General features: G+C 66.0%; 10 protein-coding genes, 1 tRNA gene and 2 rRNA genes (1 of these 13 only partly in view). 6 read left to right on the top strand and 7 right to left on the bottom strand.

The annotated features are described in order from the left end of the window. Positions 1-189 precede the first annotated feature (189 nt). Positions 190-1,782 (top strand): bifunctional phosphoribosylaminoimidazolecarboxamide formyltransferase/IMP cyclohydrolase, encoded by a 1,593-nt coding sequence (purH, locus tag N0A20_RS19390; protein WP_260581884.1) that lies wholly within the window; start codon positions 190-192, stop codon positions 1,780-1,782. Between the two features lie 290 nt (positions 1,783-2,072). Next, positions 2,073-2,726, top strand: coding sequence for a YqaA family protein (locus N0A20_RS19385; protein WP_260583965.1), 654 nt, complete (start codon positions 2,073-2,075; stop codon positions 2,724-2,726). Between the two features lie 110 nt (positions 2,727-2,836). Here the strand turns inward: N0A20_RS19385 and N0A20_RS19380 are convergent, their stop codons facing one another. Together N0A20_RS19380 and hppD are read right to left on the bottom strand one after the other, a co-directional pair. Next, the gene (locus N0A20_RS19380; RefSeq protein ID WP_260581883.1) at positions 2,837-3,382 is read right to left on the bottom strand and encodes a VOC family protein; all 546 of its coding nucleotides are present in this window, start codon (positions 3,380-3,382) and stop codon (positions 2,837-2,839) included. Next, positions 3,379-4,470 (bottom strand): 4-hydroxyphenylpyruvate dioxygenase, encoded by a 1,092-nt coding sequence (gene hppD / locus N0A20_RS19375; protein ID WP_260581882.1) that lies wholly within the window; start codon positions 4,468-4,470, stop codon positions 3,379-3,381. Before hppD ends, N0A20_RS19380 begins: the two co-directional genes overlap by 4 nt. 178 nt (positions 4,471-4,648) lie before the next feature. On the opposite strand from hppD, the gene N0A20_RS19370 reads away from it, so the two are divergent. Continuing rightward, on the top strand, positions 4,649-5,530 hold the full coding sequence (locus tag N0A20_RS19370) for a hypothetical protein (protein ID WP_260581881.1): 882 nt from the start codon (positions 4,649-4,651) through the stop codon (positions 5,528-5,530). On the opposite strand, the gene N0A20_RS19365 is transcribed toward N0A20_RS19370, so the two are convergent. Further along, complete coding sequence (locus tag N0A20_RS19365) at positions 5,527-7,407, bottom strand: ABC-F family ATP-binding cassette domain-containing protein (RefSeq protein ID WP_260581880.1); 1,881 nt, start codon at positions 7,405-7,407, stop codon at positions 5,527-5,529. The genes N0A20_RS19370 and N0A20_RS19365 overlap by 4 nt on opposite strands. 79 nt (positions 7,408-7,486) lie before the next feature. Between N0A20_RS19365 and N0A20_RS20895 the strand changes: the two genes are divergently transcribed. From N0A20_RS20895 to N0A20_RS19350, 3 genes are read left to right on the top strand one after another with little or no spacing between them, the layout of a single operon-like run. After that, entirely contained in the window at positions 7,487-8,014 is a 528-nt protein-coding gene (locus N0A20_RS20895; RefSeq protein ID WP_409574701.1) for an FAD-dependent oxidoreductase, read from the top strand. After that, positions 7,917-8,708 carry an FAD-dependent oxidoreductase gene (locus tag N0A20_RS19355; RefSeq protein ID WP_409574804.1) on the top strand — a complete coding sequence of 264 codons (792 nt, stop codon included), beginning with the start codon at positions 7,917-7,919 and terminating at the stop codon, positions 8,706-8,708. Before N0A20_RS20895 ends, N0A20_RS19355 begins: the two co-directional genes overlap by 98 nt. Before the next feature lie 9 nt (positions 8,709-8,717). Next, positions 8,718-9,143 carry a VOC family protein gene (locus N0A20_RS19350; RefSeq protein ID WP_260581878.1) on the top strand — a complete coding sequence of 142 codons (426 nt, stop codon included), beginning with the start codon at positions 8,718-8,720 and terminating at the stop codon, positions 9,141-9,143. Positions 9,144-9,149: 6 nt separating this feature from the next. Here N0A20_RS19350 and map read toward each other — a convergent pair whose 3' ends face one another. The 4 genes from map to N0A20_RS19330 all read right to left on the bottom strand — a co-directional run. Then, positions 9,150-9,977, bottom strand: a complete 828-nt coding sequence (gene map / locus N0A20_RS19345) for a type I methionyl aminopeptidase (RefSeq protein ID WP_260581877.1) — start codon at positions 9,975-9,977, stop codon at positions 9,150-9,152. A 105-nt stretch (positions 9,978-10,082) separates the two neighbouring features. Continuing rightward, positions 10,083-10,159: transfer RNA gene (locus tag N0A20_RS19340), tRNA-Met, on the bottom strand. Between the two features lie 112 nt (positions 10,160-10,271). Then, a 5S ribosomal RNA gene (rrf, locus tag N0A20_RS19335) occupies positions 10,272-10,386 on the bottom strand. 115 nt (positions 10,387-10,501) lie between these two features. Further along, positions 10,502-11,899, bottom strand: a 23S ribosomal RNA gene (locus tag N0A20_RS19330) (it continues 1,396 nt past the right edge of the window).

The following is an 11,899-nucleotide window of genomic DNA, read 5'->3' as shown; positions in this document are numbered from 1 at the left end:
GAAAGAAAGAACGGCCCTTCGACAAGCTCAGGGCGAACGGTTCAAAAGTTTTCTCTTCTTCTCGGCGTCCTCTGCGATCTCTGCGCGAATATTCTTCTTCTCCGCGTGAACCTTTCAAACGGTTGCTCAAACGCCCTCACGCGCCTAGGGCGTCCGCGTCTTTCCCATCCTGCAAAGGCCGCCCTTCCCATGACCGATCTCGTCCCCGTCCGCCGCGCCCTGCTGTCCGTCAGCGACAAGGCGGGGCTCGCCGAGCTTGCCGCCGCGCTCGTCCGCCACGGGGTCGAGCTGGTCTCGACCGGCGGCACCGCCAGGGCGCTGCGCGAGGCGGGGCATGACGTGCTCGACGTCGCCGACCTCACCGGCTTTCCCGAGATGATGGACGGCCGCGTCAAGACGCTCCACCCCACCGTCCACGGCGGCATCCTCGCGGTGCGCGACGACGCCGCGCATGTCGCGGCGATGGACGCGCACGGCATCGGCGCGATCGACCTCGTCGTCGTCAACCTCTACCCCTTCCTCCAGACCGTGATGTCGGGCGCCAGCCGCGACACGATCATCGAGAATATCGACATCGGGGGACCCGCGATGGTGCGCTCGTCGGCCAAGAACCACGCCTTCGTCGGCATCGTCACCGAGCCGGAAGACTATGCCGCGGTGATCGAGGAGATGGACGCCAACGGCGGCGCGACCACCCTCGCCTTGCGCAAGCGCCTCGCCGCGACCGCCTTTGCGCACACCGCGACCTATGACGGCATGATCGCGCAATGGTTCGCCTTCGCCGATCAGGGCCAATTCTTCCCCGACACGCTGCCGCTGACCGCCAGGCTCTCGGCCGAACTGCGCTATGGCGAGAATCCGCACCAGAAAGCCGCGCTCTACCTGCCCGTCGGCCCCGCAGGCCGCGGCATCGCGCAAGCCGAACAGGTGCAGGGCAAGGAGCTCAGCTACAATAATATCAATGACGCCGACGCCGCGCTCGAGCTGGTCGCCGAGTTCCGCGAGGCCGATCCGACCTGCGTCATCGTCAAGCACGCCAACCCGTGCGGCGTCGCGACCGCCGCGACGCTGACCGAGGCCTATGACGCGGCCTTGAAATGCGACGATGTGTCAGCCTTCGGCGGCATCATCGCGGTCAACCGTCCGCTCGACGGCGCGACCGCCGAGGCGATCAGCGGCATTTTCACCGAGGTCGTCTGCGCCCCCGACGCCGACGCCGACGCCCGCGCGGTGTTCGCGAAGAAGAAGAATCTCCGCCTGCTGCTGACCGGCGAACTGCCCGATCCCGCGCGCGGCGGCATCATGATGAAGACGATCATCGGCGGCTGGCTCGCGCAGAGCCGCGACAATGGCCGCATCACCCGCGCCGACCTGAAAATCGTCACCGATCGCGCCCCGACCGAGGACGAACTGACCGACGCGCTCTTCGCCTGGACGATCGCCAAGCATGTGAAGTCGAACGCAATCGTCTATGCCAAGGGCGGCTCGACCGCGGGCATCGGCGCGGGGCAGATGAACCGCCGCGACAGCGCGCGCATCGCCGCGGTCAAGGCCCGCGAAGCCGCCGACAGCCACGGCTGGGCGCAGCCGCGCACCGTCGGCAGCGCGGTCGCCAGCGACGCCTTCTTCCCCTTCGCCGACGGCCTGCTCGCCGCGGTCGAGGCGGGCGCGACCTGCGTCATCCAGCCCGGCGGCTCGATCCGCGACGACGAGGTGATCGCGGCGGCGAACGAAGCGGGGCTGGCGATGGTGTTTACGAGCATGCGGCATTTCCGGCACTGATCGAAACACACCCTCCCCTTCAGGGGAGGGCAGCGAGACTTGGGAGCTTTGCTCCCTAGTCGCAGCGGGTGGGGGCCATCGGCCTTGCGCAAGGCCGATGGCCCCCACCCCAACCCAGTGTCAGGTAAACCGTCCCCCGGACGGTTTAGGTCATGCCGGGGGCATGACCGACCTGACACTCCTGAAGGGGAGGGACTTTATTTCGCCCGACACCACCGCCATAGGAAGGTCGAGGTCATCCTGACCCAATCACAAGGACCAGCATGACCGCCATCCCCCGCAACAAGTCCATGATCCAGCGCATGTACAACTGGACCATGGAGAAATCGGCGCACCCGCACGCCGAATATTGGCTGGCGCTGGTCTCCTTCGTCGAGGCGAGCTTCTTCCCGATCCCGCCGCACCCGCTGCTTGGGCTGATGTGCCTCGCCGATCCGAAGAAAGCCGTCCGCTACGCCCTGATCTGCACCGCCGCCTCGGTCGCGGGCGGAATGCTCGGCTACGGCATCGGCTATTTTCTCTATGAAAGCGTCGGGCTGTGGCTGCTCGGCGTGCTCGGCCTCACCGACGCCTTTCCGCCCGCCGCCTGCTATCTCCGCCAGTTCGGGACCGAGATCATCCTGATCAAGGGCGCGACGCCGATCCCGTTCAAGCTGCTGACGATCACCGCGGGCTTCATCCAGATGAATTTCGGCGAGTTCCTGCTCGCCAGCCTCGCCAGCCGCGCCTTTTCCTTCATGCTCGTCGGCATCCTGTTCCGGCTGTTCGGCGCGCCGATCAAGGCGTTCATCGACAAATATCTGGTGTGGGTCGCGGGGGGCTTCCTGGTCGCGGTGGTCGCCGGGTTCCTGGCGGTCGGCGCGCTGTCGGGCGACGGCGAGGCGAAGGCCGCCGACACATGCAGCGGCGCGACGCTGGAGAGCATCGGGCTGGACCGGAAGTAGCTATTCCACCCTCACCCTTCCCACCGGCTTTGCCGGCGGGCCCCTTCCCTCTCCCATCGGGAGAGGGAGGGAGGCGCGAAGCGCCGGAAGGGTGAGGGCGACAGGCTCACCTACTCGTTCGCCGCGGTGTGCAGCCAGTCCGCATGCCGCGGCGCCTTCTTCGTTCGGCTCCACTCGTCGAGCATCAGCGGCGCGACGCGGCGCAGCTCGGCATATTGTTCGTCGGTGCCGATATCGCAGGCCAATTCCACCCGATGCCCGTTGGGGTCGAAGAAATAGATCGACTTGAAGATGCCGTGATGCGTCGGCCCCAGCACGTCGACGCCGTTCGCCTCCAGATGCGCCTTCGCCGCGACCAGCTCGTCATAGCTGCCGACCCTGAACGCCAGGTGCTGGACCCACGTCGGCGTATTCTCGTCACGCCCCATGCCGGGCTGGTTGGGCAGCTCGAAAAAGGCGAGGATATTGCCGTTCCCCGCGTCGAGGAAGACGTGCATGTACGGGTCGTACTCGCCGGTCGAGGGCACATGATCCTCGGCAAAGGCGGTGGTATAGGTCATGCCGAGCATCTTCTCATACCACTCGACCGTCTCCTTCGCATCCTTGCAGCGATAGGCAGCGTGGTGGACGCCGCCGAGTTTGATCGGGCTCGTCATTCGGCCGGTTCCGTTTCGACATTGAGCGCGCCGCGGCGGATCTGGTCCATCTCCATCGACTTGAACAGCGCGGTGAAATTGCCTTCGCCGAAGCCCTCGTCCTTCTTGCGCTGGATGAATTCGAAGAAGACCGGGCCGATCACCGTCTGCCCGAAGATCTGGAGCAGCAGCCGCGGGTCGCCGTCCTCGGTCGATCCGTCGAGCAGGATGCCGCGCGACCGCAGCGCCTCGACCGGCTCGCCATGGCCGGGCAGCCGCTCGTCGAGCATCTCGTAATAGGTGTCGGGCGGCGACGGGGCGAAGGGATTGCCGAGCGCCTTGAGCTTGTCCCACGCCGCGTAGAGATCGTCGCAGGCAAAGGCGATATGCTGGATGCCCTCGCCATTATAGGCGCGCAGATATTCCTCTATCTGCCCCTTGCCGCCCGCGCCTTCCTCGTTGAGCGGGATGCGGATCTTGCCGTCGGGGGCGGTCATCGCCTTCGAGGTCAGGCCGGTATATTCGCCCTTGATGTCGAAATAGCGGATCTCGCGAAAACCCGCGATGCGCTCGTAGAAGGCCGCCCAATGCGCCATGCGCCCGCCATAGACATTGTGCGTGAGGTGATCGATCAGCTGCATGCCCGCGCCGACCGGATGGCGATCGACGCCCTCCTCATAGACGAAGTCGATGTCGTAGATGCTGAGGTCGTCGCCATAGCGGTCGATCAGATAGATGATCGACCCCCCGATGCCGCGGATCGCGGGCAGGCGCAGCTCCATCGGCCCCGGCGTGACCTCGACCGGCTCGGCGCCACGCGCGACCGCCTCCGCATAGGCTTTCGCGGCGTCGCGCACGCGCCAGCCCATGCCGCAGGCCGAGGGGCCGTGCTCGGCGGCGAAATAGGCCGCGGGCGAGCGCGGCTCGTAATTGGCGATCAGGTTGATCCCGCCCTGGCGCCACAATTGCACGTCCTTCGAGCGGTGGCGCGCGATCAGGGTGAAGCCCATGCGTTCGAACACGGGTTCGAGAATGCCCTTTTCCGGCGCCGAAAATTCGACGAACTCGAAGCCGTCGAGGCCCAGCGGATTGTCGAACAGGTCGGCCATGATCTTCTTCCCGATTTGGTTTCAATTGAAACTATTATCGCGATGCGCGGCGCCCGAGTCAAGCGCCCGGACTCGGCGGCGGGCGCCAGGCTATCACGGCTTGGCCCTGTGGCTCAAATCACTGCGGCGACAGGCCGCGCGTCCATGATAGGATGATCGAAGCAAAAGGGGGCGAACGATGCCGCAAAACTCATCGCTGCGTTTCTGGCTCGCGCTCGGCTGGATGGCGCTCGTCATCGGCTGGGCCTGGTGGGAATACAGCCATTACAGCGGTCTCTACCGCTGGCTGGCCGAATGGCAGATCGAAAAATGGGGCGGTTACGAAAAGATGTGGACCGCCGCGATTCCCGCCTTCATCCTGATGATTCCGGCCTTCCGGGTGCTGCGCGAGCGCGAATTGCTGAACCAGGCCTCGCTGATCGCGGGCGACGATCCGGTGCCGATCCTGCGCCGCGTGCGCACCGGCATGCTGATCTGCGGCGTCGTCCTGACGCTCGTCGCGGGCGGCGCCTGGCTTTATTCGCAGCAATTGCCCGACCGGTCGGACCCGCCGGTCACCGTCGATCTCGCCGCGCTCGGCGACGCCGCGCCGCCGGCCGGATCGGCGATCTTCGCGCACGCCGTCCCCGACACCGGCCGCGCGCTGCAGATGGAGGAGGCCTTCCGCTCGCGCTCGGCCGATATCGACCATCAGACCATCTATGTGCCGGTGCTGGCCGAGGGCGCGGCCCAGGACGCCCCGGTGCGCTTCTTCATCGACCGCGCCAGCTATGCCTTCACCGACAGCCAGGAAGCGCCGCGCGTCAACGCCTTCCTCGCCGACCATATGCAGGGGGTGCTGGTCGAGAACGGCCTGCCCGCCGACGTCGTCGCGGCGTTCGAAAAACAGGGGCTGCCGATCGCCTCGCCCCATTATCTGATGACCACCAACTCGGTCGGCGGGCGGCAGAATTATTACATCACCGCCGCGCTCGCGGGCTTCGGCGCCTTCATCCTGTTCCTGCTGTCGGCGGTGCAGAGCGTGTCGATCGCGCGGGCGCGAAAGCGGCAACAGGGTTAGGCGGCCGCGCTCTCGATCGCCTCCAGCGCCTCGAGCCACACCGTCTCGGCCTGCTCGAGCTCGGCGGCCAGCTTGCCGCGGCGGCGGCTGAGTTCGCCCATCGCGAGTTTCGCCAGCGCCGGATCGGCCCCGGCGGGGTCGAACATCGCGCGGTCGATCGCCGAAATCTGCGCCGTCAGCTTCGCGGTCTGCGCCTCCAGCTGCTGCGCCGATTTGCGCAGCGCCGCCTGCGCCTCGCGCGCCTTGGCCGCCTCCTGCCGTGCGAGCTTGGCGTCCCTGGGCCTGCCGGGCGCCGCCTTCGCCTCGTCGTTCGCCGCCTTGCCCAGGATGAAGGCGACATAATCGTCCATGCTGCCGTCGAAATCGCGCGCGGTGCCATTGTCGACGAGCACCAGCCGGTCGGCGGTGAGTTCGAGCATGTGGCGGTCGTGACTGACGAGGATCACCGCGCCGTCGAAGCCGTTCAAGGCCTGCACCAGCGCCTCGCGCGCATCGACGTCGAGGTGGTTGGTCGGTTCGTCGAGGATCAGCAGGTGCGGCGCCTCGCGCGTGATCAGCGCCAGCGCCAGCCGCGCGCGCTCGCCGCCCGACAATTTGCCGACCTCGGTGGTCGCCTTGTTGCCCGAAAAGCCGAAACGCCCCAATTGCGCGCGCACCGCGCCGGGCGTCTTGCCCGCCATCACGCGCGTCATATGCCCTAGCGGCGTGTCGGCGCCGTCGAGTTCCTCGACCTGATATTGGGTGAAATAGCCGACGCGCATCTTGCCCGTCGCCGCCATCGCGCCGTCCATCGGCGTCAGCTGCGCCGCGAGCAGCCGCGCGAGCGTCGTCTTGCCGTTGCCGTTGCGGCCGAGCAGCGCGATGCGGTCGTCGGGGTCGATACGCAGGTTGAGCCGCGACAGGACCGGCTGGCCCGGCGCGTAACCGACGCTGGCGAGGTCGAGCGTGATCAGCGGCGGCCGCAGTTCGTCGGGGCTCGGGAAATCGAACGCCAGGCTCGGATCCTCGGCGAGCGCCGCGATCGGCTGCATCTTCGCGAGCTGCTTGGCGCGCGACTGCGCCTGCTTCGCGGTCGAGGCGCGCGCGCTGTTGCGCGCGACATAGTCCTGCAGCTTGGCGCGCTGCGCGTCCTGCGCCGCCTTCGCCGCCGCCAGCTGCGCCGCGCGCTCGGCGCGCTGGCGCTCGAAATCGTCGTAACCGCCCGGATAGAGCGTCACCTTGCCGCCCTCGAGATGCAATATATGGTCGACGACATTGTTGAGCAGGTCGCGCTCGTGGCTGATCACGACGAGCTGGCCGGGATAGGATTTGAGGAAGCTTTCGAGCCACATCGTCGCCTCGAGGTCGAGGTGGTTCGACGGTTCGTCGAGCAGCAGCAGGTCGGGGTTCGAGAACAGCAGCGCCGCGAGCGCGACGCGCATCTTCCACCCGCCCGAGAAGCTGTCGAGCGGCTGGCCCTGCATGGCCTCGTCGAAGCCGAGCCCGATCAGGATGCGCGCCGCGCGCGCCGGTGCGGTATAGGCGTCGATCGCGATCAGCCGCTCGTGGATATCGCCCAGCCGGTCGGGATCGGTCACCGTCTCCGACGCCGCGAGCAGCTCGGCGCGCTCGGTGTCCGCGGTGAGCACCGTCTCGAACGGCGTCGCGCTGCCGCTCGGCGCGTCCTGCGCGATATAGCCGATGCGCGTCCGGCGCGGCATCTCGATGCCGCCCTCGTCGGCCTCGAGGCTGCCGATCATCACCTTCATCAGCGTCGACTTGCCCGCGCCGTTGCGCCCGATCAGCCCCGTCCGGCTCCTGCCGGGCAGGCTCGCGGTCGCGCGGTCGAGGATGGTGCGCCCGCCCAGGCGCACGGTAAGGCCATTGATCGTCAACATGGCGGCGCGCCTAGCATGTTCGGTGCGCAGGCCCAAGCGGCGGGTTGGCGGCGGATACGCCCGCGGTTAGAGGCGAGGCATGAACGCAAGGGATCCGCTGCATGTGATCGTGGTCGGCGCCGGGGTGGTCGGCATGGCGACCGCGCTGGTGCTGTCGGATCGCGGCCACCGGGTGACGGTGATCGACGCCGCCGGCGAGCCGGGATGCGGCTGCAGCTTCGCCAATGGCGCGCAGCTCAGCTATGCCTATACCGATGCGCTGGCGAGTCCCGCGACGCTCGCGGCCTTCCCGCGCCTGTGGCTCGCGCGCGACCCCGCTTTCCGCTTTCATCCCGGCCTCGACCGCGATTTCCTGCGCTGGAGCCTCGCCTTCCTGCGCAGCGGCAGCGCTCGGCCGTTTCCGCCGCAACACGCTCGCGGGGCTGGCGCTGGCGCTCGAATCGCGGCGGGCGCTTCACGCGCTGGTCGCACGGCATCGCCTCGACTTCGGGCACCGGGCGCCGGGCAAGATCATTCTCTACCGCTCGGCGAAGAGTTTCGCCGCGGCACGCGCCATCGCCGCCGACAAGATCGCGGGCGGAGCGGATTTGCGCTTCGTCGACGCTGACGGCGCGGTCGCCGTCGAGCCGGCGCTGGCCGCGATCGCGCCGCATATCGCCGGCGCGGTCCACGCGCCGGGAGAGGAGGTCGGCGACCCCTTTCGCTTCTGCCAAGGCGCGGCGGCGGCGCTGGCCGCGGCGGGCGGCGACATCTGCTGCCGCACCGCGATCACGCGGATCGAGGCCGATGGGACGCGCCCCGCCGTCGTCTCCGGCGACGGCGCGCGCCTCGCCGCCGACCGCATCATCTTGTGCGCCGGCGTCGCTTCGGCCGGCCTCGCCCGCACCATCGGGGTCCGCCTGCCGATCCTGCCGATGAAGGGCTATTCGATCACCGCGCCGCCGGGCCCCGCCGCGCCGACGGTCAGTGTCACCGACGCCGCGAACCGCGTCGTCTTCGCCCGTCTCGCGGGGCGGATGCGCATCGCGGGGCTTGCCGACCTCGGCCAGCGCGACCCCGCCGTCGATCCCGCCCGGCTCGCGGCGCTGATCGCCGGCGCGCGCGCCGCGCTGCCGGACGCGGCCGACTATGGGGCCGCCGGTCCGGGCTGGGCCGGCCTGCGCCCGATGACCCCCGATTCGCTCCCGATCACGTGCCCGATCGCGCCGGGGGTGATCGCCAACACCGGCCATGGCGCGCTCGGCTGGACCTATGCGGCGGGGTCGGCGGAGCGTGTCGCGGCGCTCGTCGCAGCATGCTAGAAGAGGGTCATGACCGGCATCGCGCCCTTCCACATCGCCTTTCCCGTCGACGATCTCGACGCTGCGCGCCATTTCTACGGCACTATTCTCGGTTGCCCCGAGGGGCGCAGCGATACCGGCTGGATCGACTTCAACCTCTATGGCCACCAGATCGTCGCGCACCGCGTCGATCGCGGGCGCGAAACCGTCGCGGGGCATAATCCGGTCGACGGCCATGACGTGCCGGTGCCGCATTTCGGCGTCGTGCTGCCGCCCGCCGAATGGCGCGCGCTCGCCGTACGGCTGCGGGAGCACTGCGTCGCCTTCGTCATCGAACCGCACACGCGCTTCGCGGGCCAGCCCGGCGAGCAATCGACGATGTTCTTCCACGATCCGGCGGGAAACGCCCTTGAATTCAAGGCGTTCGCCGACCTCGGCCAGCTCTTCGCCCGATAGCGCGGCTCAGCGATAGGGCGGACGGTGCAGCCCCTTCGGGCTCCGCGTGAAGATTTCCGCGCCCGTTTCGGTGATCCCGATCGAATGTTCGAACTGCGCCGACAGCGACCGGTCGCGCGTCACCGCGGTCCAGTCGTCGTCGAGGATCTTCACCCCCGGCTTGCCGATGTTGATCATCGGCTCGATCGTGAAGATCATGCCGGGGCGCAGCTCGGGTCCGGTGCCGGGGCGCCCATAATGATGCACATCGGGCTCGTCGTGATAGACGAGGCCGACGCCGTGCCCGACGAAATCGCGCACCACCGAATAGCGGTGCTTTTCGGCATGGCGCTGGATCGCATGGCCGATATCGCCGAGCCGGCCTCCCGGCACCGCCGCCTCGATGCCGAGCATCAGGCATTCATAGGTCACGTCGACGAGCCGCTTCGCCTTCAGCGGCACCTCGCCGACAAGGAACATCCGGCTGGTGTCGCCGTGCCAGCCATCGACCACCGCGGTCAGGTCGATGTTCAGAATATCGCCTTCGCTCAGTATCTTCGTGCCGGGTATGCCGTGGCACACGACATGGTTCACCGAGATGCAACTCGCGTGCCGATAGCCGTTGTAGCCGATGTTGATCGGCACCGCGCCCGCCGCGACGATCGCCTCGCGCGCGAAATCGTCCAGCTCGCCGGTACTGACCCCGGCCTTGACCAGCGGCACCAGCGCATCGAGCGTCTCGGCCGCGACCCGCCCGGCGCGGCGCATTCCGTCGAACGCATCGGGTCCGTGCAGCTTGATCGCGCCGGTGCGCGTGCGCGGCGTGGCGGGGGTGACATCGACATAGAGGTTCATGGGAGAGAGATAGGTCCTTTGCGCCGGGTTTTCCAGCGATGCGGCACACGACCGCCTGCGCCGAACGCAAAAAGCCCGCCAAAAGGCGGGCACTGGGATTTGTATTGGTTGCGGGAGTAGGATTTGAACCTACGACCTTCAGGTTATGAGCCTGACGAGCTACCGGGCTGCTCCATCCCGCGCCACCAATGTACGATGCGCGCCGCGCACCGCTAAACAGCAAAAGGCCGAGCATCGCTGCCGGCCTCTGACTTTGTGAATGGGTTTCCGTTTCGACCTTACGCCGGCTGCAATGCCTGGCGACGTCCTACTCTTCCAACGCTTAAGCGGTAGTACCATCGGCGCTGTCAGGTTTCACGGCCGAGTTCGAGATGGGATCGGGTGGGTCACTGACGCCATGGTCACCAAGCAATGAAGCCGGCGTAGGGTCAAAAGGGTTTCAATCGATGTCCGTGCAATACTGTCTGATCAATCATCCGCATCCACGGACAATCCTGACAGGACTGTCGTTGATGGCGGGACTCTTAAGTGCGAATAGAGCAATTAGTATCGGTTAGCTCCACGCGTTACCGCGCTTCTACATCCGATCTATCAACGTGGTGGTCTTCCACGGCTCTGTGAAATCTTATCTTGAGGGAGGCTTCCCGCTTAGATGCTTTCAGCGGTTATCCCGTCCATACATAGCTACCCTGCTGCGCGGCTGGCGCCACGACAGGTACACCAGAGGTATGTTCAACCCGGTCCTCTCGTACTAGGGTCAACTCCTCTCAAATTTCGACGCCCACGGCAGATAGGGACCAAACTGTCTCACGACGTTCTGAACCCAGCTCACGTACCACTTTAATTGGCGAACAGCCAAACCCTTGGGACCTGCTCCAGCCCCAGGATGTGATGAGCCGACATCGAGGTGCCAAACGATTCCGTCGATATGAGCTCTTGGGAATCATCAGCCTGTTATCCCCGGCGTACCTTTTATCCGTTGAGCGATGGCCCTTCCACTCGGGACCACCGGATCACTATGACCGACTTTCGTCTCTGCTCGACTCGTCAGTCTCGCAGTCAGGCAGGCTTATGCCATTGCACTCTAACAGACGGTTTCCAACCGTCCTGAGCCTACCATCGCGCGCCTCCGTTACTCTTTAGGAGGCGACCGCCCCAGTCAAACTACCCGCCACAGAGGGTCCCTGATCCAGTTTCATGGATCGAGGTTAGACATCAGAAAACAACAGGGTGGTATTTCACCTATGGCTCCACGACAGCTGGCGCCGTCGCTTCAAAGCCTCCCACCTATGCTACACAGTTCTTTCCTAATGCCACTCTGAAGCTGCAGTAAAGGTGCACGGGGTCTTTCCGTCTAACCGCGGGTACTCCGCATCTTCACGGAGAATTCAATTTCGCTGAGCATCTCCTGGAGACAGTGGGGAAGTCGTTACGCCATTCGTGCAGGTCGGAACTTACCCGACAAGGAATTTCGCTACCTTAGGACCGTTATAGTTACGGCCGCCGTTTACCTGGGCTTCATTTCGGAGCTTGCACCCCTCCACTTAACCTTCAGGCACCGGGCAGGCGTCAGGCCCTATACGTCGTCTTGAAGCCGACTTAGCAGAGCCCTGTGTTTTTGCTAAACAGTCGCTACCCCCTGGCCTGTGCCCCCTCAAACCGGTTGCCCGGAATGAGGGCCTCCTTCTTCCGAAGGTACGGAGGCAATTTGCCGAGTTCCTTCAGGAGACTTCTCTCAAGCGCCTTGGTATACTCTACCATCCCACCTGTGTCGGTTTAGGGTACGGTCTATAATGGAGGGGCTATTTCCTGGAACCTCTTCAAAGCCTGACCAATCCAATAAGGTCAGACAATATACGAGATCCGTCACACACCTCCAGGCCCACGAATATTAACGTGGTTCCCATCGACTACCCCCTTCG

It is taken from the genome of Sphingopyxis sp. PET50 (assembly GCF_025244705.1).
Classification (GTDB): domain Bacteria; phylum Pseudomonadota; class Alphaproteobacteria; order Sphingomonadales; family Sphingomonadaceae; genus Sphingopyxis.
This window is presented reverse-complemented; position numbering and strand designations above follow the sequence as displayed.

What these genes read in the sequence shown, in the direction of transcription:
- N0A20_RS19380 (WP_260581883.1), bottom strand. Translation starts at nt 3,382, where the DNA reads ATGACGAGCCCGATCAAACTCGGCGGCGTCCACCACGCTGCCTATCGC.
- purH (WP_260581884.1), top strand. Translation starts at nt 190, where the DNA reads ATGACCGATCTCGTCCCCGTCCGCCGCGCCCTGCTGTCCGTCAGCGAC.
- N0A20_RS19350 (WP_260581878.1), top strand. Translation starts at nt 8,718, where the DNA reads ATGACCGGCATCGCGCCCTTCCACATCGCCTTTCCCGTCGACGATCTC.
- N0A20_RS19370 (WP_260581881.1), top strand. Translation starts at nt 4,649, where the DNA reads ATGCCGCAAAACTCATCGCTGCGTTTCTGGCTCGCGCTCGGCTGGATG.
- N0A20_RS19365 (WP_260581880.1), bottom strand. Translation starts at nt 7,407, where the DNA reads ATGTTGACGATCAATGGCCTTACCGTGCGCCTGGGCGGGCGCACCATC.
- N0A20_RS19385 (WP_260583965.1), top strand. Translation starts at nt 2,073, where the DNA reads ATGATCCAGCGCATGTACAACTGGACCATGGAGAAATCGGCGCACCCG.
- map (WP_260581877.1), bottom strand. Translation starts at nt 9,977, where the DNA reads ATGAACCTCTATGTCGATGTCACCCCCGCCACGCCGCGCACGCGCACC.
- N0A20_RS20895 (WP_409574701.1), top strand. Translation starts at nt 7,487, where the DNA reads ATGAACGCAAGGGATCCGCTGCATGTGATCGTGGTCGGCGCCGGGGTG.
- hppD (WP_260581882.1), bottom strand. Translation starts at nt 4,470, where the DNA reads ATGGCCGACCTGTTCGACAATCCGCTGGGCCTCGACGGCTTCGAGTTC.